The 24,025-nt window shown below is 56.0% G+C and carries 22 protein-coding genes; 8 read left to right on the top strand and 14 right to left on the bottom strand.

Annotated features, from left to right (window positions below; translation table 11 throughout):
• Positions 1–119 precede the first annotated feature (119 nt).
• Complete coding sequence (locus tag BQ8290_RS11550; RefSeq protein ID WP_108792343.1) at positions 120–1,139, top strand: phosphoribosylglycinamide synthetase; 1,020 nt, start codon at positions 120–122, stop codon at positions 1,137–1,139.
• A 4-nt stretch (positions 1,140–1,143) separates the two neighbouring features.
• Here BQ8290_RS11550 and BQ8290_RS11545 read toward each other — a convergent pair whose 3' ends face one another.
• A complete protein-coding gene (locus BQ8290_RS11545) occupies positions 1,144–1,908 on the bottom strand; it encodes an SDR family NAD(P)-dependent oxidoreductase (RefSeq protein WP_108790421.1) in 765 nt (254 codons plus the stop codon).
• A gap of 269 nt (positions 1,909–2,177) precedes the next feature.
• On the opposite strand from BQ8290_RS11545, the gene BQ8290_RS11540 reads away from it, so the two are divergent.
• The 3 genes from BQ8290_RS11540 to zapE are packed head-to-tail and all read left to right on the top strand — an operon-like array spanning position 2,178 to position 4,603.
• Positions 2,178–2,960: a succinate dehydrogenase iron-sulfur subunit gene (locus BQ8290_RS11540; RefSeq protein ID WP_108790418.1), complete on the top strand. Its 783-nt coding sequence runs from the start codon at positions 2,178–2,180 to the stop codon at positions 2,958–2,960.
• 36 nt (positions 2,961–2,996) lie between these two features.
• Complete coding sequence (locus BQ8290_RS11535) at positions 2,997–3,485, top strand: hotdog domain-containing protein (protein ID WP_108790415.1); 489 nt, start codon at positions 2,997–2,999, stop codon at positions 3,483–3,485.
• Positions 3,482–4,603, top strand: coding sequence for a cell division protein ZapE (gene zapE / locus BQ8290_RS11530; protein ID WP_108790412.1), 1,122 nt, complete (start codon positions 3,482–3,484; stop codon positions 4,601–4,603). The genes BQ8290_RS11535 and zapE overlap by 4 nt, the downstream gene beginning before the upstream one ends.
• A gap of 63 nt (positions 4,604–4,666) precedes the next feature.
• Here the strand turns inward: zapE and BQ8290_RS11525 are convergent, their stop codons facing one another.
• The 13 genes from BQ8290_RS11525 to BQ8290_RS11465 all read right to left on the bottom strand — a co-directional run bounded on the left by BQ8290_RS11525 (position 4,667) and on the right by BQ8290_RS11465 (position 20,987).
• Positions 4,667–5,560 (bottom strand): crotonase/enoyl-CoA hydratase family protein, encoded by an 894-nt coding sequence (locus BQ8290_RS11525; RefSeq protein WP_337661353.1) that lies wholly within the window; start codon positions 5,558–5,560, stop codon positions 4,667–4,669.
• Between the two features lie 253 nt (positions 5,561–5,813).
• Entirely contained in the window at positions 5,814–7,712 is a 1,899-nt protein-coding gene (locus BQ8290_RS11520) for an XrtA/PEP-CTERM system amidotransferase (protein WP_108790406.1), read from the bottom strand.
• A gap of 14 nt (positions 7,713–7,726) precedes the next feature.
• A complete protein-coding gene (xrtA, locus tag BQ8290_RS11515; protein WP_108790403.1) occupies positions 7,727–8,758 on the bottom strand; it encodes an exosortase A in 1,032 nt (343 codons plus the stop codon).
• On the bottom strand, positions 8,748–9,974 hold the full coding sequence (locus BQ8290_RS11510; protein WP_108790400.1) for a TIGR03087 family PEP-CTERM/XrtA system glycosyltransferase: 1,227 nt from the start codon (positions 9,972–9,974) through the stop codon (positions 8,748–8,750). The genes xrtA and BQ8290_RS11510 overlap by 11 nt, the downstream gene beginning before the upstream one ends.
• An 11-nt stretch (positions 9,975–9,985) precedes the next feature.
• A complete protein-coding gene (locus BQ8290_RS11505) occupies positions 9,986–11,029 on the bottom strand; it encodes a FemAB family XrtA/PEP-CTERM system-associated protein (protein ID WP_108792341.1) in 1,044 nt (347 codons plus the stop codon).
• Positions 11,030–11,043: 14 nt separating this feature from the next.
• Positions 11,044–12,006 carry an XrtA system polysaccharide deacetylase gene (locus tag BQ8290_RS11500; RefSeq protein WP_108790397.1) on the bottom strand — a complete coding sequence of 321 codons (963 nt, stop codon included), beginning with the start codon at positions 12,004–12,006 and terminating at the stop codon, positions 11,044–11,046.
• Position 12,007: 1 nt separating this feature from the next.
• Complete coding sequence (locus tag BQ8290_RS11495; RefSeq protein ID WP_108790394.1) at positions 12,008–13,162, bottom strand: XrtA/PEP-CTERM system-associated ATPase; 1,155 nt, start codon at positions 13,160–13,162, stop codon at positions 12,008–12,010.
• A gap of 20 nt (positions 13,163–13,182) precedes the next feature.
• The gene (locus BQ8290_RS11490) at positions 13,183–14,802 is read right to left on the bottom strand and encodes a preprotein translocase subunit YajC (protein ID WP_337661352.1); all 1,620 of its coding nucleotides are present in this window, start codon (positions 14,800–14,802) and stop codon (positions 13,183–13,185) included.
• A gap of 2 nt (positions 14,803–14,804) precedes the next feature.
• Positions 14,805–15,848 carry a P-loop NTPase gene (locus tag BQ8290_RS11485; protein ID WP_108790391.1) on the bottom strand — a complete coding sequence of 348 codons (1,044 nt, stop codon included), beginning with the start codon at positions 15,846–15,848 and terminating at the stop codon, positions 14,805–14,807.
• 10 nt (positions 15,849–15,858) lie between these two features.
• Entirely contained in the window at positions 15,859–17,382 is a 1,524-nt protein-coding gene (locus tag BQ8290_RS11480) for an XrtA system polysaccharide chain length determinant (RefSeq protein WP_108790388.1), read from the bottom strand.
• A gap of 12 nt (positions 17,383–17,394) precedes the next feature.
• Positions 17,395–18,036, bottom strand: coding sequence for an XrtA/PEP-CTERM system exopolysaccharide export protein (locus BQ8290_RS11475; RefSeq protein WP_108790385.1), 642 nt, complete (start codon positions 18,034–18,036; stop codon positions 17,395–17,397).
• Positions 18,037–18,210: 174 nt separating this feature from the next.
• A complete protein-coding gene (locus tag BQ8290_RS11470) occupies positions 18,211–19,443 on the bottom strand; it encodes a pyridoxal-dependent decarboxylase, exosortase A system-associated (RefSeq protein ID WP_108790383.1) in 1,233 nt (410 codons plus the stop codon).
• A complete protein-coding gene (locus BQ8290_RS11465) occupies positions 19,443–20,987 on the bottom strand; it encodes an acyl-CoA ligase (AMP-forming), exosortase A system-associated (RefSeq protein WP_108790380.1) in 1,545 nt (514 codons plus the stop codon). Before BQ8290_RS11465 ends, BQ8290_RS11470 begins: the two co-directional genes overlap by 1 nt.
• 68 nt (positions 20,988–21,055) lie before the next feature.
• Here BQ8290_RS11465 and BQ8290_RS11460 point away from each other — a divergent pair, with 68 nt between their 5' ends.
• From BQ8290_RS11460 to BQ8290_RS11445, 4 genes are all read left to right on the top strand, one after another.
• A complete protein-coding gene (locus BQ8290_RS11460; RefSeq protein WP_108790377.1) occupies positions 21,056–22,081 on the top strand; it encodes a GNAT family N-acetyltransferase in 1,026 nt (341 codons plus the stop codon).
• 193 nt (positions 22,082–22,274) lie between these two features.
• The gene (locus BQ8290_RS11455) at positions 22,275–22,526 is read left to right on the top strand and encodes an acyl carrier protein (protein WP_337661507.1); all 252 of its coding nucleotides are present in this window, start codon (positions 22,275–22,277) and stop codon (positions 22,524–22,526) included.
• Between the two features lie 23 nt (positions 22,527–22,549).
• Positions 22,550–23,233, top strand: coding sequence for a hypothetical protein (locus tag BQ8290_RS11450; RefSeq protein ID WP_108790371.1), 684 nt, complete (start codon positions 22,550–22,552; stop codon positions 23,231–23,233).
• Complete coding sequence (locus BQ8290_RS11445) at positions 23,230–24,024, top strand: hydrolase 1, exosortase A system-associated (RefSeq protein ID WP_108790369.1); 795 nt, start codon at positions 23,230–23,232, stop codon at positions 24,022–24,024. Before BQ8290_RS11450 ends, BQ8290_RS11445 begins: the two co-directional genes overlap by 4 nt.
• Position 24,025: the final 1 nt, after the last annotated feature.

The following is a 24,025-nucleotide window of genomic DNA, read 5'->3' as shown; positions in this document are numbered from 1 at the left end:
AACCGCAAAATGATGTGGCGCGTGCGCTCCCCAACCCCTAAAGCGCCCCACCAACGCATTCGACCAATCGGTCAAAAATGGCGTTCGGGATCGCAATTCAGGCAAAGAAGCGAAAACTCATGGCGCAAACGCTCACTCCGCTGACTATACCGGCTGAGATCAAAGAACGGCTTAAAATACTGTTTTTGGCCAAGAATGCCCTTTGGGAAGGGGACATTCACCCCCAAGACGGCAACCATGCGCGTTATCATCGCGAAATGCGCGAAATTTTCGAAGGGCTCGGCCTGAATCTCACCATTCGCGAAACGCACGACATTCTTTTTGATCCACCGAAAGATGTTGATTTCGTATTCCCGCTTTTGAACCGTGCGGGATTTTTCAATTCCGAAATGCTCGTGCCGCTTTTGTGTGAGCGTGCAGGCATACCGTATTTGGGCGCCAATCCGATCCTACGCGGCCTATCGGATGATAAGCATTTGGCGAAACGCGCCGCCGTGGATGCCAACGTGCCGACCGCACCTTGGGCCATCTATCGCAAGGGTGCCCCGGTCACACAAGACGCATTGCCAAAGGCATCGCGCTATGTCGTAAAACCCAACAATTCATCGGCCAGTTGGGGCGTAGAGGATGCGCATGACTGGGCCGGCGTTCAAGCTGCGGTGAAACGCATCCACGAAGATCCGGCCAATGGCGGTCAAGACGCTATCGTCGAACCGTTTCTTGACGGAAGCGACGTAGAAGTTCCCGTCATTACGATAAACGGCGAACCCAAGATCTTGCCGATGTTGATTTTCCGTCAGGCCGATCCGGCGCATTTGCGCACCTATTACGAGAAACGCGATCTAGTCGATCGCAGCCAGAAATATTCACTCGATCCATTCACCGAGGGGCCCTTGGTTGAACAGATCGAAGAATTGACCCGCAAAGCGTGGGAAGAATATCGCCCATTCGACTACGGCCGCTTTGAATTCCGAGTGAACGAAGAGACGGGCGAAATCACATTTTTGGAGCTCAATCTAAACTGCAACCTGTGGTCACAAAAGGTCTTTGGCCGAGCGGCCGTCATGGCTGGTTGGACACAAGAGCAATTGATTGAGACAATCTTGGCCGAAGGACTGGCACGACACGGTCTGATTTGATCGGCTAGGCCGGTATTTCTTTACCCGCGAAATCGAAGGTTTTGCCGCTATCCTGCGCCTTCAATCCGGTTAGAACCGTCACCATATTTGCCGCAGCTTGGTTAGGCGATGTCAATTGCCCCTCGGGCAGGTTGGATTGAAACGGTTGTGACAAGGCACTGTCCACTGTGCCGGGATGGATCCCAACGATCACGCTCTCTTTATGCGTCCGCCCCATCTCCAAAGCGAAATTCTTTAGCAGCATGTTGAGAGCCGCCTTAGACGCCCGATAGGAATGCCAGCCCCCCAAACCATTGTTTGAAATAGAGCCGACACGCGCGCTGAGCGCAGCGAATACAAAGCGGCGATCCCGCGGTATTAGGGGCAACATATGTTTCGCGATCAAAGCCGGCCCGATTGTGTTGAGCGCGAAAACCTCTGCCATTGTTTCCGATGAGAGACGTTTGTACGTGCGTTCTGGCCCAGTGCCATCGGGCAATGTCAGCACCCCGGTTGCGACAATCACACATTCGGGCGGATCCTGTTTCATAACATTCGCCGCGTCCTGAATGCTCATCTCGTCTTTCAGTTCGAAAGCAAACGGGTGGATTGCGGGTCCATCTGAGCGGCCCTGCCACGATCCGTCGCGCGATCCGGCATAAATCCGATCACAGCCGCGCTTCTTCAACTCACAGCACAATGCCTCTCCTATGGCGCCGCTGCTGCCAAAAACGGCTGCGCTGCGAGGGAAATTGTCCGCTTTTGGATCGGGATGTTCTTGGTTCGTCATCACGGTTACAGCGCAAGAGGACCGACTAAGTTCCCTCCGCCGGGCGTGACGTCCGCCCGATCCAACCTAGAGATTAGCGTGCAAACCGGTCCAAAACGCATGTTCAGCAAGATTTCCCTACTTTTCGAAATCAAGCCCTTGCGCCTTGCACACCGGCCCGCCATTGCCGTTTGTGCAAAGACGCTCTCAAACCTCGCAACATAAGCCACCTTGCCTCCTAGGGCATAGGCGCTAAACAGAGGTTTGGGGCAATTAGGGATCAAGACACAATGGCGACTTTCACCCTTCCAAAGAATTCGACCATCCGTAAGGACGGCAAGGTGCATAAAGCATCGGGCGGTAAGCGGATTAAGTCTTTCAAAGTCTACCGTTATGATCCCGATAGCGGGCAAAACCCGCGCTATGACAAATTCGAACTCGATCTTGATGAATGCGGCCCAATGGTCTTGGACGCGCTGTTTAAAATCAAGAATGAGATTGATCCAACACTGACATTCCGTCGGTCCTGTCGCGAAGGGATCTGCGGGTCATGCTCGATGAACCTGAACGGTAAGAACGGTCTTGCCTGCACCACCGCCATTGAAGACCTCAAAGGCGAAATCCGCATCACTCCCCTACCCCATATGGATGTGATCAAAGATCTGGTGCCAGACTTCACACACTTTTACGCGCAATACGCTTCAATCCGCCCTTGGCTTCAAACGGTTAGCCCGACACCATCGGGCAAAGAGCGTTTGCAAACTCCAGAACAGCGTGAGCAATTGGACGGTCTTTATGAGTGCATTTTGTGCGCTTGCTGTTCGACCAGCTGCCCGTCTTATTGGTGGAATTCGGACAAGTTCCTTGGCCCTGCTATCTTGCTTCAGGCGTATCGTTGGCTTGCCGATAGTCGCGATGAAATGACAGGTGAACGATTGAATGAGTTGGAAGACCCATTCCGTCTCTATCGTTGCCACACAATCATGAACTGCGCGAATGTTTGCCCCAAAGGCTTGTCGCCGGCGAAAGCGATCGCAGAAACCAAAAAGATGATGGCCGAACGCGCCATCTGATTGAGGAATGATCGCGGTTTTGGCGGTCCTGGTTTGATGGCAGAACACCCATTCGAATACCGCACATTGAGCGCGGATGAAGCGGGCGGTGAAGACGACTGGTTCACTTGGAACCTCGTCGACCGCACCCGCTACAACTCCGCTGTGCTTGGCGATATGCAAGTGCGCCGCGAAGGGTCACAATGCCGGCTGCGCATGTTCCCAGAGCGGCGACACACCAATCTGGTTGACAACATTCACGGCGCAACAACGCTTGGCCTAATCGACATAGCCCTATTCGCGACCATGCACACGGTTGGAAACGGCGATGCTGGGCCATCGGTTACAGTGGAATTATCCAGTCAGTTTATCGGCGCTGGTGATCCCAATCGTCCTTTGGATGCCGTAAGTGAGATAGTTAGAGAAACAGGTCGAATGCTGTTCCTGCGTGGGCAATGCGTGCAAGGCGACGACATCGTCGCGAGCTATTCCGGCATTGTGCGCAAGATGCGATCGAGGAACTCAGAAAGTCTCAGCACAAAATGAGCGGCGTGATCGCCCAATACGAAGCTCTTATCGAAGATGGGCAATTGCAACCCGACAAGGCACAGCGAGCAGCCGCAGAACGATTGCAACAACTACAAGACGAGCTCGAAGCACCTCTCCCCAAGAAGACGTTTTTCGAGCGGATCATTGGCACACGGGTTGCTCCTGACGATCCTCGCGGAGTGTATATGTGGGGAGGAGTGGGTCGCGGCAAATCGATGCTGATGGATCTATTTGTTGAAACACTCGCTATCGAAAAAAAGCGGCGGGTCCATTTTCACGCCTTTATGCTCGAAGTAGACGCTTTGGTGGCCGAAGCGCGCAAGGCCCAGCTTCAAGATCCGCTTACGGCGGTGGCCATGCGACTTTCTGAATCAGTGCGCTGTCTCGCTTTTGATGAAATGGTGGTGAACAACACCGCCGATGCCGCGATCATGGGACGGTTCTTCACCACGATGATGGACAGCGGGACGGTGATCGTCACCACATCCAATCGCCCTCCTGGCGATCTCTATAAAGATGGGATCAACCGGTCTCTTTTCATCCCGTTCATCGAGTTGGTTGAACGCGAAATGGACGTGGTTGAGCTGAACGGACAGACCGATTATCGGCTTGATCGGATTGGCGGGATGGCGATGTGGCATGCGCCGTTGGGTGAAGAGGCAACGCAGGAAGTGCGCGAAGCCTTCTTCCGGCTCACCGACTTCGCGCCAGAAGACGCCGCCAACGTGCCCGCTGGCGAATTGGACCTTGGCGGCGGCCGCACGCTATTTGTGCCAAAGGCGCTCAAAGGCGTAGGTGTTTTTAGCTTCAAACGTCTTTGCGGCGAAAATCGCGGCGCGGCGGATTACCTCGCAATTGCACGCGAATTCCACTCCGTGATCATCGTTGGAATTCCATTGATGAGCCCGGAAAGCCGCAATGAAGCGATCCGTTTTACCAAGCTGATCGACGCACTGTACGAAAATCGGGTCAAGCTATTCGCGGCGGCCGCTGCGGTTCCCGAGGATTTGTACCAATCGGGCGACGGATCGTTTGAATTCGAACGCACTGTGAGCCGCTTGAACGAAATGCAAAGCGAGGAGTACTTGGCTCTGGGCCACGGTGCGGACTATTGAGTGCAGTGCGAGCGGTACCACGATGCCAAGTGCCAAGCGACCGTATCAGGGATAGGCATTTAATCAGGCAGCGGCGATGCGCTCTGCTAGTCGCCCTTGGGCGCTGACCAATCGGCTCATCACTTTCAAATCTTGCTCACGCAGTTCCAATGCGGTGTCGGCCCACATTTCCGTAATCCGATTGAGTTCAGCCAATTTCAATTGCCAAACATGTTTGATCGCACGACGTGATCCAACAAGACCCGCATGACGCCGGTCTGATTTCTTGATGAAATCGCGGACAGCATTCACACCATCACCCGGTTCAGCCAGCTGATGAACGATGCCAAGATCATACATCTGTTGCGCCGTAAATGTCTCATTAGAAACAATAATTCGGTCAGCCATCGCGCTACCCAGTTTGCGCGAAAGAAACGCATGCGCGCCCATTCCAGGGAAAAGACCAAACATGATTTCTGGCAGGCCAAATGTCGCCTGCTTCTCTGCGATGATGTAATCAAACGAAAGCAGCGCTTCAAAACCGCCGCCCAATGCGGTGCCTTGAACCATGCCAATCGTCAGCATCGGAATGTCGAGCGTGCGGATGTTCCTATCGAGAATACGACAGCAACGATGACCGTATTCGACCAAAGCCGCGCGGTCACGTTTGCGGATCAAACGTTGAAACAGGTCCAGATCACCGCCAAAGCAGAACACATCCGGTGATCGACTGCCCAGAACCAGATAGCGCAAAGGCACCTTATCGGGGCCAAAAGCGCGTTCGATCAAGTCTTGCCATTGTTCGAAATCATTCAAAAGAGCCGGTGTAAAACTGGGCCGACCCTCTGGATTGATAAATGACCACAAAGTTGCAGAACGGTCTTCGTAAAGAACATCGAGTTCGTTCAATTCGAACAACTCATTTGGAATTGCAGCGTGCATTATGCTTTCGGCGAGCAACTCATCGTTGCTCGTCAATGGAACTGCTTTGCTCGCGCCGCTGTCCATTCTGCATTACTCCAGTGTGACCCAGACACTCTAAACACACCTTTGTGTCAAGAAATATCGCGACCGTTTCGGCCTTGTTGCAACAGACACTAATCTACCGATCGGAAAGCTGGCAATACAAAGTTTTACATTTTTCCGAGAGGAGAGTCTCAAAACGGGCCATTCTCTGACCAGTCTCGTGCAGAAGAACACCCGCTGTGGAAAAGTAAGACTCTTCTGAGCTTTAACCGCTCACGCCCAACCGGGTCAGCGATTTTTCGAGCATCAACAATTGCCAAAGGACCCTCGAATGATCGCTGCGCCCGGAAATGTGGGCGTCCGCTAGACCTGCGAGTTTCTTGGCATCGAACCAATCGGATTGGACCAGAATTGAGCTCGACGCGATCGCCCTCGCCTCTTGGCTAAGCGGTCCACGCAACCAATCCGCTATGGGGGTCACAAAACCTTGTTTCGGGCGATACAGGATGTCCTGTGGCAAATATCGCTCCATGCACTTCTTTAGAAGGAATTTGCCGGTGCTACCCCGAACCCGCATGGATTCCGGCAAACGGGCCGCGAACTCAACCAAACGATGATCCAACAAAGGTTCGCGCGCTTCAAGACTGACGGCCATGCTCGTCCGGTCGACTTTGGTCAGGATATCTCCTGGCATCCAAAAGGTGAGATCGGCATATTGCGCCTTGTCCAACCCACTGCGCGCAGGGGCATTGGCCATGAGCTGGATCAGTTCATCTTCTGCGCGGAACCCATTCAACGCGGACGCAAATCCCGATGAATACAGCCCAGCGCGTGCTTCTGGTGTGGCGACAGATAGGCCGCGCGCATATCCCGCCTCCCCTGTTTCCGAGAGCGCAAGCAAGGTTGATTTGGCCCGAAATGGTCGCGGTGCCCAATCCGCTTTTGGCCAAAGCCGACCTAAGGAGCCAAACAAGGGCTCTCGCAAAGCCGAGGGTAACAAAGAGCGCACGCGTTCTTCATTGTGGTGAAAAACTTGGCGACGATACCCGGCAAAGGCCTCATCCGCGCCATCACCGGATAGGGCAACGGTTACGGTTTCTCGCGCCAATTGGCACACGCGCCAGGTGGGTAAGGCCGATGCGTCGGCGAAAGGTTCATCGAACATCCCGGCCAATTCATCGATCGCGCCAAAATCATCCTGCCCGACTGTGCGGGCTTCGTGCCTTGTGCCAAATTTGTTGGCGATGTCTTGGGCGTAACTGGTTTCATCCAACGAAGCGACATCAAACCCGATAGAACACGTTTGGACGGGTTGTGCGCTTGCTTCGCTCATCAACGCCACCACGCTTGAACTGTCCACGCCGCCTGAAAGGAAAGCGCCCAAGGGTACGTCGGAGACCATGCGCGATTGCACAGCCTCTCGCATCAGATGCACAAGCTCCGCGGACAAATCGGCTTCGCTGCCCGTGGCGCGTTGGGTGAAGTCAATATCCCACCACCGGCGCGGTTGCGGCATCGGCTTGCCTTGTTCGAGCAAGAGGAAATGCCCGGCAGGCAATTTCTCAACGCCCGATAGGATCGAATGGCTATCGGGCAAGTAGCCCCATGTCATATAGGCATCCAACGCCGTCGGATTGACCCGCCTCCGGATCAAAGGATGCGCAAGCAACCCCTTCAATTCAGACGCAAATGCCAATCCACCATCGGAGAGTTTGGACAAGAACATCGGCTTCACGCCAAACCGATCGCGCGCTAGCAACAATTGGCGCTTGTCTACATCGTAAAGCGCAAAGGCGAACATGCCGTGCAGCTTTTCAAGGCAATCGAGGCCCCAACGTTGATAGGCGGCCAAAATCACCTCTGTGTCGCCGCTGGTGCGGAATTGCGCACCGTCTTTCTCCAATTCCCGACGCAATTCGCGGAAATTGTAGATCTCCCCGTTGAACGCGATCACCGCACGGCCATCCACGCTGTGCATGGGTTGTGGCGACCCTTCGAGATCGATGATCGAGAGCCGCCTGTGCCCAAGTCCCACGCCATGATCGGTCCACACCCCCGCCCCATCAGGGCCGCGATGGACAAGCGCGTCGCACATCCGTTCAACCCGTGAAGGATCGACCGGCTTGGGCGTTTCGGCGTGAAAGATTCCTGCGATACCGCACATAATTGATGTGGCGATTAGCCCAATGGACCGGGGGCGACAATCGCTGCGATGATCGCTGCCAAAATCGTAAGGCCGACAAAACCAGCAATCGCAACGATTGGTGCAGACGAACCGCGCTCCAACCGAGGGAGCCATCCAAACGCCGCGACATCTTGAGCCGTCCAACCAGCATCCTCTGGTTCACGTTCAAAGAACTGCCATGCCACCGATAGGATTGCGACAACGACAACAGCGAAGAAAATCCAGCCATAGAAAATATGGTCAAAGCCGGCAGCAAATTCGACACCTTGGCTTTGTGCGATATAGATCGTACCCCATGCGCGGATGCCGTTTGCGATAATTGGGACGACAATCGCCGCGAGCATAAACAGCCCGCGCCGGGTCCAACTTTCAAATCGGGTGAACGCCACCAACACCGCCAAAGTGATCATCGCCACAAGGAATTTGACCCCCGAACAGGCTTCGGCGACGACGAACAGGCCAATCGGTGTGTCGATATAAATACCATCGATCACGGCAGGAATACCGCTCCAAATGGTCAAAGCCACCGCAATATCGGCAGTGATGGATTGAAGTGGAGCGATGAATTCATCGCCAATTGGGATCAAGAACGTAGCAAATGCGATGGGCAACGCCAGAGCCAGCGATGCTCTTGGCCCCAATGCGGTCACAACCACTCCCTGAACCGCGCCGACCGCGCCTGCATGGGCGACAATGTTGATACCGGTAGCTCGACCGACAATCCAAAGCGTCAGCGCGCACCCCACCAAGACCAATCCGGGCCACCATGGGCGCGGCGAAAATTTGGCCAACGCGCCGATCCTAAGAACAACCAACCATCCAACGATGATCGGGACCATTAGTACGTGCGTGTATGTGTCGATGTTCCACCATTGGTGCGCCATTTCCGCCCATTCGCGCGCGGCAATGGTCATCACAGCCACCACCCCAATCAACATCACACCAAGCGAGGTTCGCCATGTCGGCGAAAACCCGACTAAGAGCCGAGAGAATGGCGAAGGGTTCGCTGAGACTTCATGCGGCATCGGACACCTCCGCCTTGTCGTCGCCGATCAACACCTTCAATGGCGCAAGCATCGCGCTCCAATCGTGGTGTTCCAGAACAAATTGCCGCGCTGCATTGCCCATCTTTGCTCCTGCGCCGCTTTCACCCAAAAGATCAACGATGCGTGCGCGCATCGCCGCCACATCGGGGGGACACATCATCCAATGATTAGAGTCTTGGGCGTTGATACCGGTCGCAGCTTCGGGTGTGAGCATGACGGGTTTGGCCATGGCCATCGCCTCCAACACTTTGTTCTGTACACCGCGCGCAATCATCAACGGTGCGACAACGCATGTCGCGGCCGCAATGAACGGACGCACATCGGGCACTTCGCCCCAAATCGTAATGCCGTCATGACCATCAAACGATAACAATTTCCGGGTGGGATTGCGGCCGACAATATGCAGTTCTGCATCGGGGAATTGTGCGCGCATGCCGGGCAAGAATTCTTCGAACGCCCATAAGGCGGCCGCTTCGTTCGGCGAATAATCCATTTGTCCGGTGAAGACGAAATGGGGTCCTGGCCTTGCGGCGATATCGGCGTGTGGTGCGGTTTTGCGCGGATCGAAAAACGCGGCATCAATACCGTTTCCAATGACTTCGACATTGGCCAGCGATGGCGCTCTTAGACGCGACCGAAACAATTCGGCTTCGGCGTCGCTGATCAAGATCGTCGCATCGGCGCGATGTGCAAGCCGTTCTTCTTGCTTTGCGAGCAAATGCCCTTCGCGATTATTGATCCAGACACGTTGACCTGCAGCGGCGTATCCTTCGAATTTTGCGCTATCGACATCGCACAAATCAATCACGACCCGACCAGCAAAATCATCGGGGACATATTGCCCCATTTGCCCAGAGAATATCACGATTGTCGTGACATCGTGTTCAGCGATCGTGGCTCTCACCCAATTCTGCAATGCGGCGCTGTGAAACGCGGTGAGGCTAACCGGTTTGCGGGCCATCACCGCTTCCACACCCGCCAGAACCAGTGGCTTTGTCCGATTCACGATGCAATGGGACGCAGATATCGCGGTTAGATCGCCCTTCCCCGCGCGATCCTCATCACTTTCTGCAAAGCAACCAACATGAACTGGCCCGATATCCGCGATCTTCTTGAGCAGATGGTGCGCGCGGATTTTGTCCCCTCTGTTCGGGGGAAATGGCACACGATGGGCGAGAAAAAGAATATCTCCCATGGTACCCGCCCTTAGGCCAGATTGCGGGCGAGGAACGGCCCGATCGCGTTGGCCAATGGCAAAGGCAACCGTTTCCACGTATCAATTTTGCGGGAATACGCCTCGCTCGTGGGATCAATATCGCGCGGCTTCTCACCCGGCACGGTCCATTCGCAATAGGTTAAGGGTTCCGGGTCGAAACCCCAGTTTTTCTTGAATTTAAAAGGGCCGCTGCCGGTCTTTGATCGACCGAAATCGAACGTCACCATGTCACGCCGCCGGGCGTGCAGCATCAATTCGTAATACATCAATTCATTCGCGCGCTCTCCGCGAGCGGCATGCGTTCCGCCGCCCCAAAACGGCATAACCGCGCCGTTGTGATAGAATGAAAGGACGCTAGCCAATGGTGTCCCGTCGCGCGAAACCGTCAGAATATCGCTGGTCTCAGGAAACGCGTTGAGCATTGCAGAGAACAGAGATTTTGGGAAAACCGGTGTACCCAAATTGCGCACACTTTCGCTGTAGACGGCGTAGTGCGCTGCAAGATCGCTTTTGTCGCGACCGACGCGAACCGTTAGGCCATTTTTCAATCCCTTGCGCACCTCGGCGCGGGCTTTGCGCGGAATGGCCAGTAGCTCGGCTTCATCATCCTGCGCCAATGGGCGGGCAAAATTGCAGTGCTTATCGTCCCATGCGCGCCATCCTTCTGGCGGAACACCTCCGCGCATTTCAAAGCTTGCAAAGCCAAGGCGTTGTGCATGATCCTGGGCGGATTCGGTCAGGACTTTGACCACGCTTGGACAATTTGCCAAAATGCCTCCGCCAACACCAAAACCGCTGGATACCAAGGCATTCCCGAAGAGCATCGACCGAACTTCGGTCAAAGGCAACCAACCGGTGATCGCCCCCATTTGTTCTGCGACCAAACCACTGGCGCGCTGACCGGCTCCTGCCTCGACCGCTTTCAACCACGCGGGCAGGTGAAACAAACTTCCACCCTCATCGCGCACGAACGTCTCTATCCGATCGGTCAACGCCCGGTCAGACAGATCAGCGACAATCACGCGCTGGTTCATGTCAACCGGCGCGTTCAAGCGGCGACTTCTTGACTGGATGTGTGATCCAAGGGCTCGTTTGCGTTGCCGTTCGCGACGCCTTCAACGCGAAACGCCACTGTCCGCTGTGCTTCACGCAGCGCGAGATCATCCATCCGGCCCCAGCGAAACTCTTTAACCAGCCCGCCAAGCTTACCGGCCATTTTATCCAAACCGGTGTAATGACGCAGACGCGACCGCAACGGTGCCCCTGCAACGCGCGGTTGATCCGCGTCAATTTCCCACGGATGGAAATAGAACACTGCTGGGCGTTCCTCCACCCGATTGACCTGACGAATCGCCCATCGGGAAAAGCTGTATGGGAGAACCCGGAAGAAGCCCCCTCCGCCTGCGGCGAGCCGCCGTTTGCCGACCATAGCTGTCGTCACCGGAATTTCGACCAGATCAGAGTTTGCCAGCGGCTTGAACGCGAAACGCGGCGCATCTCTCCACCCATAATGATCGTGCGAGATCGGCGCGACGCTTGAAGAATAGGCGTACCCTTGCTCTGCCAATTCCTCGAACGCCCAAGGCGTTCGATGGTCGATGGAAAAACTGGGTGCGCGATATCCCGTTACACGTTTGCCTGAACAATCTTGGAGAATGTCCTGAGCAAGGCGGATATCATCGCCAAACTCTTTGCGATCGAATGTGAAAACGCGGGCGTGGTCAAACCCATGGCTGGCGATTTCGTGACCTGCATCCGCAATGCGTCGGATCATGGCCGGATGGCGTTTCGCAATCCAGCCCAATGTGAAAAACGTCGCGCTGGCGTCGGCCTGTGCGAACAGATCTAGGATTCGATCGATGTTGCTTTCGACACGTGTGTCGATGCCATCCCAATCGGCGCGGTCGATCACATTTTCAAACGCACCAACCTGAAACCAATCTTCGACGTCAACCGATAGGCCATTTGCGATGCGCTTATCTTCGGCTGCAAAGGAACTTTGCGCGTTCATATCATGCGGCCTCGCGCGAAGGATCTTCCTCAAGCCATTCGATCAACATCGTGAGAACATGGCGGAACGACCGTTCTTGTTCTTCCAAACGTTGCTCAATCCGGCCCAGCGCTTCGTTTAAAGTCGCGTCGTCCCCTGACGGCATCGTCAATTCAACACCTTGAGTGCCGGCCGCCTGAAGCTCGCTGATGGCGGCTTCCAATTCGGCCGTGCGCGCATCGCGTTCGGCCAACAATGCGGCAACTTCGGTCACGGGCACGCTATCAATGTCTTGAATCGCGGCCGGTGCGGCGACTTCTGGTTCAATGCTCAAGGGGCTCGGCTCTGCACGCGATCCGCGTGATTGATCGGCGGTCATTTCTGTCATGACGGCTTCCAACATAGCTGTGCCTACCGCGTCTTGTTCTTCAATCGCGCCCAACAACAACAGACGGTTCATGACCTGGTTCACCCGACGCGGGATGCCATCGGTCGCACCGTACAAAGCTGGCAATAGACCATCTTCGAACAATGGCCGCCCATCCCATCCCACATGGGTCAAACGGTGATGAATGTAATCTTCGACTTCGTCCGCATCCAGCGCTTCCAAATGGTGCGAAGCGATGATCCGTTGGCGCAATTGATCAAGATCAGGGTGATGCGCCAAGGTCCGACGGAACTCCGGCTGACCGAGCAACAGGCTTTGCAACAATGGGTGTGCGCCCAATTGGAAGTTCGACAGCATACGCAGCTCTTCGAGAGCGGTCAGGTCAAGGTTCTGACATTCATCGACTACCAAAAGACAGCGACGGCCCGCGCGCGCTTCGGATTGTAGGAAACCTTCGATCGCGCCCAATGCGCTTGCCTTGTCGCGCCCTTCAACCTCTAGGCCGAATGCTTGAGCCACGACATGGATCAACTCTTCTCCATCCAACGCCGTCGTCACGACTTGCGCGACGGTCAACGCTTCGCGGTCGATCCGTTCCATCAAATGCGCCACCAGCGTCGATTTGCCTGCGCCGACTTCACCGGTGATGACAATGAAGCCCTCACCCTGGTTCAGGCCGTAACCCAGATAGCTCATCGCCTTCTTGTGGCTGGCGCTTTCAAAATAGAATTCGGGATCAGGGGTCAGCTGAAATGGCCGTCCGCTAAAACCGTAATATTGATCGTACATGGCGTTGAAAGCTCCGTGGATCAGAAATCGTAGCGCAGGCCGAGCAGCGCTGTTGCGGTCGCGAAATCTTCTGCTGAAAAATCGCTGTCGAAATAGTCAACCGCCACCGCCGCACGGGCAGAAAGTCGGTCTGTGATAAGGCGGTTATACGCCGCAGAGGCACCAAATGCGGTGAGATCACCGTCGCCTGCACCGGCTTCGAACCAATTGATATAGGCGTTGGTTTGAAGGCTACCGCTGCGCCCAACCTCACGCGTTAGTGCGCCGGTCAGGTAATAGGTTTCATCGGTCAGGCCATTTGCCGCTTCCAATGCGGTTCCGTCGGCTGCGATGAACCTGCGTCGATCATACCCCGCGCCAAATGCGGCGGTTAGACGGCCCATCTGACGTTGATAGCCCGCCGAAACCCCGCGACCACGGAAAGCGGAAGACCGCGCCGAACCGAGCGAGCTTACAAGACCGCTTCCATTCGTGCCGGATACCAATCCGCCAAAATCGCCACTCACGGGATTGCGTGACGCGACGAAGTCGCTCGACAAGGATGCCAGCGAATTGTTCAAAGCACCGCCAACACCCGACACACTGTCATAGACATTGATGGACAGAGAGCTGCGTTGGCTCGGGACGTATGTGAACGTGCCGTAATACGTGGTGGAATCGTAACGCTCACCTACGCTAGCTGCGAGCGAGGTGCGTGAACTTGGTCGCCACATGACGCCCACATCCCACAACAGTCCATCGACATCGAAGGCAACAATACGCGGAGACGCGCTGTCGGTAACCAATCGACCATCATTGCCGATAACCGGATCACCATTGGCATCGCGCAAAGCATCACGGCTCGACACTTCGACGTTTTCATAGCCAACGCCACCCGTAAGAGCGAGCGTCGGGCTAACTGGAACGATGACATCGCCACGCGCATAAACATCCCGAACGCGTTGATCGAGGTTGGAAATATCCTCTTGGAAACCACCCGCTGTGACGGACACGCCAATTGGCAACACGTCGCCTGGGCGGGTGCCGGCACGCACTTGGCCGCTGTAACTGACGCTGTCATCGAAGATATCGACCGGATCACCGTTGGCATCGAATACCGCGTCTTCTGTTTCAAAACGATTGTAACCCACGCGCGCATTGGCGGTTACATCGACAGCGCCGACGCGCGTGGCCACAGTTGGTCCGGCGTAAAGAGCGTATGTCTGGCTGGTGGCATCCGAACTTACCAAAGGATTGGGCGACACCGCGCCACCTCCGTCAAGTCGGGTGCGGCTGGCCAAGGCGCCCGCTTCGAGATTCAGAGCGCCCGGCACAACGGCCAGATAACCGCGTGCGATGCCGCTGATCGTGTCGTTGTCGACCGCGTCGCCATATCCGATGTTGCGTTCGTAGCGGACCGAAACCGATGCTCCGCTGTTGCGGCCTTGTGCGTTCAAATCCACACCAGCGGCGATTTGTGTAAATGTCACAACTTCATCGCCCGGCGTCAATTCGGCCGAGAGAATTTGGCTGACTTCGATATACGGCTGGATAGTCACAGCGCCATCGCCACCGCGCGCACCGGATTCCTGTGCAAATGCGGGATTGGCGGCGAAACCCGCAGCCAAACCGATCAAGAGCGTCCCTTTTGAGATGCGCATGATTATTCCTCCCTTTCGCCATAATCGCCAAAGCGGCGACCAGACGGGCTGAATTGTGCTGCGTTGAGCAGCAATTTGATATCTGGGCATGCCGACAACAATTGGCTCGCATCGTCCAAAGACGCGCGGCTGGTTTCATCGGCGCGAACCACCAGAACCGCCTGCCCCACATGCGCCGCCAATTCGGCAGCGGGCGAAGCGGCAAGAGCCGGTGGCGTGTCAAAAATAATGAACCGGTTGGGTGCTCCACGCGTCAATCGGTCAAGCACTTCGTGAGTCCGGGCGCTGGTCAAGTATTCCGCATCCAGCGCGCTGCTGGTTCCCGCAGACATGATGAACAGCCCATCGATGTCGGTGGGAGACACCAATTCTTCCGGCTTCAATGTCTTATCCGCCAACGCGTCCATCAAACCTGGGCCGGCATCAACGCCCAAACGCCGCGTAATCGATGGGTTGATCATGTCGGCGTCGATCAAGACGACTTCGATGTCGCGCTCGGCCGCCAATGCGATCGCCAAATTGGTGGCGCAATAGGTTTTCCCTTCGCCGGGAAGCGGGGAACAGATCAGAATGCGCCGCGCCAAATCATCGTCGCTAGCGCGGGCATCCGCGAGCAATTCACGTTTCACGATGCGGAATTCTTCCAACAATCCGGTGACGGGATCCTCTGGAACGATCAGATCCGCATCCACCATGTGATCGCGGTCGATCTCCATCATAGGACCGCACAATGTAACTGCGCGAACTGGTTTTGACTGTTGCTCGCCAACGCCGAAGGGCGCCTCGACCGGAGCCGAACTTGGGGCCTGCGTGAACGAGGGTTCTTGCGGTGCTGCCTGAGGTTGGACTTGCGATTGCGGCTCGGTCTGCGGGGCTGGTTCAGCCTTACGCTGCTTCGGCACCGCTCTTTGTGCTGGCAAATTTGTCGGCACCGCTTTCGGGCCGAGATTGTCCAATCCAAACGCCGCATCCGCGCGTTCAAACAGCGAATTGCGCTTTGGAGCACGGTGCGCAGTGTCACGCGAAACTTTGCTTTGTTCAGTCATAGCCGGCCCCTCACGCAATCGTTCCAACGGAGACGATCTCGATCGCCAACAATATGACCAAGACAGCGAACAGACCCGCCGTTGCGCCTGCAAATTGCTTCAACCGCTTGCGACGCAGAGCCTTTGCCGTTTCCGAAACTTTTAAAGAAACCGAACCAATGACAGGCAGCCCCATCGACCGTTCGAGTTTGGCCGGAGTGGCAAAGCTGGAGCGCAATTGGCTCAAACCGTAGGCGACCCCTGCACCCGCTGCGAGACCGGCGAACAAGACACCAATCAACAACAAGGGACGGTTGGGCGCCGCTGGCGATTGTGGGACAATCGGTGGGTCAACCAGGTCGAATTTGTATTGGCTGGTTTCGTCGACCACATCGCCGCGCGTGCGCAGCTTCTCGCGATCTTCGAGCAGTCTTTCATAATTGGTGCGCAGAACATCGTAATCACGGCTGATCCGATTGGCTTCCGCTGCAACCGCCGGTTCCGATGCTTGGCTTGCCATCAAAGATGCAAGCGTGGATTGGATCGCGGCGCGACGGGCTTGAAATGCCTCGACACCGGCCTGACGATCGGCGCGCACAGCGAGCAGCGATGAATAGGCGGGATTGGGTGTTCCGGTGACTTCCCCGGGCCCGGCCGCGGCAACTTGACGCGTAAGGATTTCGACCTGACGCGTTGTCGAAACAACATCGGGATGTTGGTCGGTCAAACCGCGTGCGCGCAATTCGGCAAGCTGGGATTGCGCCTGCAGCAAAGATGCCTGTGGCCCAACCGCGTTTGCTCCACCAACAATGGTTCGCGGTGTCGTTGAAAGCTGACTAGAAATCGCGGCAAGCGCGCTTTGTGCAGCGGCAAGATCAGCGTCAATATCGCGCAATTCGGTGCGCGATTGCTGCACCTTGGTCGACAAAGCCTGTGACCCACCGATCAATTCAGGATATTGAGTTTCGAAGGCCACGCGGCGCTCTTCTGCAGCCTCAAGTTCGAGTTTACGCTCTTCCAATTGATCGTTGAGGTCGGCGATCGCACTGCTTACCTCTGCGCGGCTTCCCGAAATGTGGTCTTCGCGAAAGATATCGAGCAGTTTTTGAACGACATTGCGCGCAAGAACCGCGTTTTGAGCGTCGCTCAAACCGCTCATGCCGACTTCGGCGGTGATGGTGAAAAGATTGTCCCGTTCGCTTTCCACTCGGACATTTTCCGAAAGGCGCGCTATGGCGGCATCCATCTGGCTGCGTTCAGAAATTCCGTCGCCTAATTCGGTCGAGGTGATAACCTTTTCAAGATTGCCAGAGCCCAGCAAGGTTTGGCCAACCTCCGCGATTTCATCGCGGCTGTTGCCGGCAATGCCCAGCTGATCCGACAAGACGTCGTCTGTGTCTACATAGATGCGCGCTTTGGATTCATAGGTGTTGGGGATCAAAGCAACGACCAGCCAACCCAGCAAACACACGCCCCACGCCACCGCAAGCGCCAGCCAACGCCGGTGCCAGACGGAATAGAGCGCTGTGCGCACTTCTTCGAAAATCTCGTTCATTCTGCGCGCGCTTTAGAAGCGACTCTCCGGAATAATGATGGTGTCACCAGGGCGCAGCATCACGTTCGCGCTGCTGTCTCCGCGCTTCAAAAGATCCGAAAGACGCAAACGATATTCGGTTTGTTCGCCGTTCTCGCGGTTGATCCGCAGCAGTTTTGCGCGGTTGCCGGCGGCAAATTCGCCCAAGCCGCCCACTGCGATCATCGCATCAAGCACCGTCATATTGGCGCGATACGGCAATGAAGCCGGCTGTGCCGTGGAACCAACAACCCGGATTTGTTGATCGAAGGTTGAATTGAATTCGTTGACGATCACCGACACGATCGGTTGTTCGATATACTGGACCAACTCGGCACGGATATCATCCTGGAGTTGCGTTGCGGTCTTTCCCACGGCGGCCATATCCCGCACCAGCGGGATCGTGATCCGGCCGTCAGGACGGACTTGAATGTCCTCTGCGCTCAGTTCTGGATTGCGCCAAACGTGGATCGTAACCTTGTCCAGCGGGCCAATAATGTACTCTTCGCTGGGCGCGGTTTGAACGCCGCTATAGCTTGCCGACGGCAGCTCCGTACCGCCTGCTGCGCAAGCGGCCAGAGTGCCCGTGGCAAGGGCGGTTCCCGCAAGGCGAGTGAGTGACAGTGACTTAAACATTGATACGTATCCTTGGGTCAGGTGCTACGGACCAGGATGCGTATCTCAGGGGCGACCTGAACAACCGTGTCCGCGAATGACCCGTTGTTTGTCGCTGATAATGGTGAACATAATGTTAGTAATACTGGGCCAATTGCAGGACTATCCCGTTTCGGGACAGCCTATTCATAAAGGCTAAACCAATATTTCTGCTGCGGGGCCGTGACCCAAAAATGCCGCAGGGGACGCGGACGCTCCGTAGGCACCGGCGCAGAAAACCGCGACGATATCGCCAACCTGTGCCCTAGGCATCAATGCCTGATCCGCCAATCGATCAAGCGGGGTGCAAAGACAGCCAACCACGTTAACCACATCATCGGGTTCGGCATCATACCGCGACGCAATCGCCACCGGATAATTGCGGCGCACCACGGTCCCGAAATTACCCGAAGCGGCCAATTGATGGTGAAGGCCACCATCCGTCACCAGATAGGTCGTTCCATGGCTGACCTTGCGATCAATAACGCGGCAAAGATAGACCCCCGCCTCGCCCACGAGGTACCGCCCCAACTCTAGGCACAGTTCCGTATCTTTCAACGAAGGCGGCAAATCTTCGACATAGCCATGCAAAGCGGCGCCAACGGCGGACAAGTCCAAGGCCGTATCGTTGGGAAAATAGGCAATCCCGAAACCTCCGCCCATGTTCAATTTGGGCAGCACCCGTCCAATATCATCGCCCAACTTAGCAGCCAATTTCAATACATTGCCCTGTGCTTCGATGATGGCGTCTGCGCTTAACGCTTGGCTGCCGGTGAAGATGTGCAAGCCGCGCCAATCGGCTCCTTCATTGATGATAGAACGTGCTAATGCGGGCACTCTTTCGGCATCGACGCCAAACGGTTTTGCGCCCCCGCCCATCTTCATCCCCGATCCTTTGAGTTCGAAATCTGGGTTGACGCGAATGGCGATCCGCGGAGCTTTTCCGATCCTATGACCGATTGCCAATGAACGTTGCGCCTCACCTTCGGATTCGCAATTCAGCGTGACGCCGCATGCAATCGCAGCCTCCAATTCATCATCGCGCTTTCCCGGTCCGGCAAAACTCACGCGTTTTGGATCGATCCCGGCGGCATTGGTCATTGCCAGTTCCCCCGAGGATGCGATGTCAAATCCATCGACCAACGGGTCCATATGGGCAACCATCGCCGCATGAGGGTTCGCTTTGACCGCGTAATTCACACCGATGCGCGACGGCAGCGCCGCTCGCAATTCTGCGACACGACGATCTAGATGCGCTCGCGAATACACAAAAAGCGGCGTTTGTCCGGCCGAAGCGACCAGATCCGACGCCGTGCGAGTCCCAATCGCAAGTTCGCCATCGCGCGTTTCGTATCCATTTGGAATGGGGCCAACGGGTTTGGTTTTCATCACGCGCTTTCTTCGATCAATTCACGGTACAAGGCTGTGCGATCAATCTTGCCGTTTGGGTTTAACGGCATTGCCGCGCGCCAGTGGATCACTTGAGGTTGCATAAAGTTTGGAAGTTCTTTGAGCAACAATTTGGAAAGTTTGGATTGTTCGTCTTCATCGGTGACGCCTCTGACCACCAAATGGACCGCATGACCCAAACGGTCATCGGGAACGCCGATCGCCACCGCCTCTAACACCAGATCGGTCGCTATGGCGGCCTCTTCAATCTCCTGCGGGCTTATCCGGTTCCCGGCGCTTTTGATCATCGCGTCGCGTCGTCCGACGAAATACAGCAATCCATTCTCGGCCCGTTTCACTCTGTCACCCGACCACACGGCCATTCCGCCATATGTCGATGCCGACGGTGCATCCTTAAAACGCTGCGCCGTTCGGTCGGGATCTTGCCAATATCCTTGGGCGACCAACGGCCCACAATGGACCAGTTCGCCTTCTTCATCTGGGCCGGCGATCGCCCCTTCGTCGTTGATCACCAAAATCTCGGCAAATGGAATTGCCATTCCCATGGATGTCGGGTGCTCCGCCACCAACTCGGGATCAAGATAGGTTGATCGAAACGCCTCGGTCAGACCATACATCGGAAAAAGATCCGCTTCCGGGAAAATCTGACCCAGTCCATCGACCAATTCGGTGGTCAGCGCTCCGCCACTATTGGTCAAACGTCGCAAAGGCGCACTCGCCTCTTTGGGCCAGTCCAACTCGGTCAATTGCACCCACAAAGGGGGCACGGCTGCTAAAGTTGTGATCAAGTGCTTCGCGCATGCTTTTGCTACGTCGCGGGGAAACAGGAAATCTAACGGCACGACACTGCCGCCAGCGAACCATGTCGAAAGCAATTGGTTTTGGCCGTAATCAAACGACAACGGCAATACAGCCAAAGTCACATCGTCGCGCGCCATACCCAAATAATTCGCCACGCTAACCGCGCCCAGCCACAAATTGGCGTGGCTTAACATCACGCCCTTGGGTCTTCCGGTGGAACCGCTCGTGTAAAGAATAGCAGTTAGGTCGTCTGGGTCGGCATCCGAGGGGCCATGCGATATTTGCGCCTCATACGCCGATTCCAGCACCTCTTTCTCATCCAAGACCAGACAATCAGCAGGCGTATCCTCCTGATCCAGAGAATCGATGCGCGACCGCGTCCCAACCAACATAACCGCGCCGCTATCCGATAGAATATGCGCGGCTTGAGCCCGTTTTAACAACGGATTGATCGGAACATAGATCAGTCCGGCGCGCGCCGCCGCAAGCGGCATGAGGCACGTTAGTTCCCCCTTTGCCCCCCAACTGGCCACACGTGCACCGCGTTCGGGCACCTCTTGGGCCAACCAACCGGCCAACCAATCGATACGCTGTCTTAACTCATCGTGGTTAAACACACCGTCACGAAGCACCAAGGCCGGTGCATCGCCATATCCTTTTGCGCTCGCCAATTCGACAAGGTGATCGAGCGGGTAAGGCGTTGGATCGGGGCTAACGGGCATATTATTCCTGAATTGTTCCATTTGAACGGACGATTTGAACAAGCGATGGGCATAGAGGCAAGCAATCGGTGATTGAAGCGCGGTATCACGACAGGGTTAACGTCTTGTACGACCTCTTTGCAAAGGGGAATGTTGCGCCGGCGTCATCACCGTTTGACCGCGCGGAGTGGTACACCCTGTTGGCTGAGACGGGCATGACCCCTTTGATCGCGATTGCGGGGGATGATCAAGCGGATGCCGCGCTCGCCCTTACCCACGCCGAAGGACGCATTGCTCCGTTGCGCAATTGGTACAGTTTCACATGGCGCCAACTCGCGCCCGCTGGCCCCGATGGCGACCGATTGTTGACCGGCATTGCGCGTCAGTTGAAGAAGCGTGGGCATCGCGTAACGCTGGAACCGGTGCCGGATGAAGACGGTTCCGCGACCAGGCTAGCCCAAGCATTTGGGAACGCCGGATGGCGGGTCGAAGTGTCGCAATGCGATATCAATCACATCCTGCATGTCGATGGCCAAAGTTTCGCGGAATATTGGGCAGACCGCCCCGGCCCTTTGCGCACCACTTTGAAACGCAAGGCCAAGAAGGTTGAGACACGGATCCTCACTCAATTCGACGCCGATCTTTGGGAAGAATACGAACGGATTTACGCCTCAAGTTGGAAGCCAGAGGAAGATCATCCGGCCATGCTGCGCAAATTCGCCGAATCAGAAGGATTAGCCGGACGATTGCGGTTCGCCATGGCATGGCACGATGGCATTCCCGTCGCGGCCCAATGCTGGACAGTCGAGGACGGCACCGCCTTCATCCATAAGCTAGCATATCTTGAAAGCGCCCGATCGCTTTCGGCCGGTACGACATTGTCAGCGGCGTTGTTTGAACATGTGATCGACATTGACCGCGTGAACATGGTGGATTTTGGAACGGGCGATCAATCGTACAAAGCAGATTGGATGAATGGAGTCCGCCCGCGGTACCGGATCGATTGTTTGGATATGGCGCAAGCGCGCGGATGGACCGATCTGGCGCGGCAAACAGTCAACCGTTTGCGCTATGCCGAAGTCCCCGAACTTGCACCAATCCCGCCACGCCGGTAAGGGCGCCCGTCTAACGGTGCAACACAACGCACCAATCCGTAGCGACCCATAAGAGGGATCAGTTGCTGAAATGAATACAGAGCAGGCCCCAGATTGCACGCCGGTTGGCGAAGCATCGAACTCAGAAACGCCCGAGCAATCGCCTGAGCAGCCTTCTGAGACCGCGTCTGACACCGCGTCGGCAAAAGCCGCGTTGGATAACGAGCTGAAATCAATCATTGCCGACGTGCTAGGCATTGATGCGGAACAAGCCGACGCCTTGACCGATGATAGCGGGCTGTTTGGCCATTTGCCGGAATTGGATTCGATGGCAGTCGCGGGCCTACTGACTGAAATGGAAGATCGTCTCGACATTGTGATCGAAGACGAAGATGTCGATGGCGAAATGCTGGAAACCTACGGCGGATTGCTCGCCTTTGCTGAGGGCAAGCTCAGCGAAGGCTGAGATGCGCAGCGAGCGAGAAGCGCATGATCGCCACTTGGCCAGCGCCGCTCGAAAGCGGAAAGACAAGCGAGGAATTGCTGCTGTCCTTTGATGAAGGACGCGATCGGCGCATTCTCATCCTCCCTGCATTGTTTGATGAAGCGAACAAATTACGCCGGTTTACGGTCCAATTGATGCGCAAATTGGATGCTGCCGGTGTTGATTGCTTTTTACCCGACCTGCCGGGCTGCAATGAAAGTTTGGTGCCGTTGAACCAGCAAACGCTTGAATCATGGCGATTGGCGGCGACGACGGCGGCCGATCGATTCACGGCAAACGCGATCCTTACGATCCGCGCGGGGGCCTTGATCGCTCCTGCGGATCGTCCGACAATCCAATATGCGCCGCAATCAGGTCCAAAATTGCTACGCGGCATGATCCGCGCGAAAATCATTGCCGAGCGGGAAAACGGACGCGCAATTACATCCGATCAATTGTTGGAAGACGGGCGAGAAAACGGGCTTATCCTTGGGGGATGGTCGATCGGTGCCCCAATGGTAAAGGCCATCGAGAGCGCCGAATTGAATGCCACCGCGGCAACCGCCACGATCGAACAAAAGCAAATCGGCGGCGGTGGCCTTTGGCTCAGAGCAGAGCCCGATGAAGACGATGCGCAAGCAACCGCATTGGCCGCAATCATTGCGGATCATGGAACGACGCCATCATGAACCGCCTTCACTTTCAATTCGGCTGCGGCCGCCTGAAGCTGGGCGGTACTTTGGACACAGCACCAGGCAAGACGGGTTTGTTGATTGTCTCAGGTGGCAATGAGGTCCGATCCGGAGCGTTTGCCGGGCAATCACAATTGGCCCATCGCATCGCCGGAGCTGGGTTTCCCACGTTTCGCTTTGATCGACGCGGCATCGGGGACAGCGAGGGTGAAAATCGAGGATTCCGGTCAAGCGAGGGCGACATTCGCGCCGCATTGGAAGCGTTCCGCGCCATGGCTCCGCAAGTTGAACGGATCATTGCGTTTGGCAATTGCGATGCCGCTTCCGCTTTGATGCTGATGCAGGGACAAGGATGCGATGGCTTGGTCCTATCCAACCCTTGGACCATCGAAGAAGACGGTAGCGAAGACCCATCCAGCGAACCTCAGCACACGCCGGACGCCATACGAGCCCGGTATTTTGAGAAGTTGAGAAACCCGCGCGAGATTGCTCGATTGCTGCGCGGCGGGGTTAACTTTGGCAAACTGCTGCGCGGGATAACGTCGTCCTTGCGCCCTGCACCTCCACCTTCGTCTCTGGCGCAAGACATGCGCGAAGGGCTCGATCAATTTTGTGGGGCCGTGACATTCCTCGTCGCTACTGGTGACAGAACGGCGCAATTGTTTGAGGCCACCTGGGACAAGAATGACCCACGCATCCGCCGCTGCGACGGCGCGGGCCATGCCTATGTTGAACAGCCGCATCGCGAATGGTTGGAGAACGCCATTTTAGCCGCCTTGCGCGGGTAAT

It is taken from the genome of Erythrobacter sp. Alg231-14, assembly GCF_900149685.1.
Lineage (GTDB): Bacteria > Pseudomonadota > Alphaproteobacteria > Sphingomonadales > Sphingomonadaceae > Erythrobacter.
Note: the sequence above shows the minus strand (reverse complement) of the source record. Positions and strands in the feature narration are given on the sequence as shown.

Excerpts from the sequence above, each read along its gene's own strand:
- BQ8290_RS11550 (WP_108792343.1), top strand. The coding sequence starts at position 120 with ATGGCGCAAACGCTCACTCCGCTGACTATACCGGCTGAGATCAAAGAA.
- BQ8290_RS11545 (WP_108790421.1), bottom strand. The coding sequence starts at position 1,908 with ATGACGAACCAAGAACATCCCGATCCAAAAGCGGACAATTTCCCTCGC.
- BQ8290_RS11540 (WP_108790418.1), top strand. The coding sequence starts at position 2,178 with ATGGCGACTTTCACCCTTCCAAAGAATTCGACCATCCGTAAGGACGGC.
- BQ8290_RS11535 (WP_108790415.1), top strand. The coding sequence starts at position 2,997 with ATGGCAGAACACCCATTCGAATACCGCACATTGAGCGCGGATGAAGCG.
- zapE (WP_108790412.1), top strand. The coding sequence starts at position 3,482 with ATGAGCGGCGTGATCGCCCAATACGAAGCTCTTATCGAAGATGGGCAA.
- BQ8290_RS11520 (WP_108790406.1), bottom strand. The coding sequence starts at position 7,712 with ATGTGCGGTATCGCAGGAATCTTTCACGCCGAAACGCCCAAGCCGGTC.
- xrtA (WP_108790403.1), bottom strand. The coding sequence starts at position 8,758 with ATGCCGCATGAAGTCTCAGCGAACCCTTCGCCATTCTCTCGGCTCTTA.
- BQ8290_RS11510 (WP_108790400.1), bottom strand. The coding sequence starts at position 9,974 with ATGGGAGATATTCTTTTTCTCGCCCATCGTGTGCCATTTCCCCCGAAC.
- BQ8290_RS11505 (WP_108792341.1), bottom strand. The coding sequence starts at position 11,029 with ATGAACCAGCGCGTGATTGTCGCTGATCTGTCTGACCGGGCGTTGACC.
- BQ8290_RS11500 (WP_108790397.1), bottom strand. The coding sequence starts at position 12,006 with ATGAACGCGCAAAGTTCCTTTGCAGCCGAAGATAAGCGCATCGCAAAT.
- BQ8290_RS11495 (WP_108790394.1), bottom strand. The coding sequence starts at position 13,162 with ATGTACGATCAATATTACGGTTTTAGCGGACGGCCATTTCAGCTGACC.
- BQ8290_RS11490 (WP_337661352.1), bottom strand. The coding sequence starts at position 14,802 with ATGCGCATCTCAAAAGGGACGCTCTTGATCGGTTTGGCTGCGGGTTTC.
- BQ8290_RS11485 (WP_108790391.1), bottom strand. The coding sequence starts at position 15,848 with ATGACTGAACAAAGCAAAGTTTCGCGTGACACTGCGCACCGTGCTCCA.
- BQ8290_RS11480 (WP_108790388.1), bottom strand. The coding sequence starts at position 17,382 with ATGAACGAGATTTTCGAAGAAGTGCGCACAGCGCTCTATTCCGTCTGG.
- BQ8290_RS11475 (WP_108790385.1), bottom strand. The coding sequence starts at position 18,036 with ATGTTTAAGTCACTGTCACTCACTCGCCTTGCGGGAACCGCCCTTGCC.
- BQ8290_RS11470 (WP_108790383.1), bottom strand. The coding sequence starts at position 19,443 with ATGAAAACCAAACCCGTTGGCCCCATTCCAAATGGATACGAAACGCGC.
- BQ8290_RS11465 (WP_108790380.1), bottom strand. The coding sequence starts at position 20,987 with ATGCCCGTTAGCCCCGATCCAACGCCTTACCCGCTCGATCACCTTGTC.
- BQ8290_RS11450 (WP_108790371.1), top strand. The coding sequence starts at position 22,550 with ATGATCGCCACTTGGCCAGCGCCGCTCGAAAGCGGAAAGACAAGCGAG.
- BQ8290_RS11445 (WP_108790369.1), top strand. The coding sequence starts at position 23,230 with ATGAACCGCCTTCACTTTCAATTCGGCTGCGGCCGCCTGAAGCTGGGC.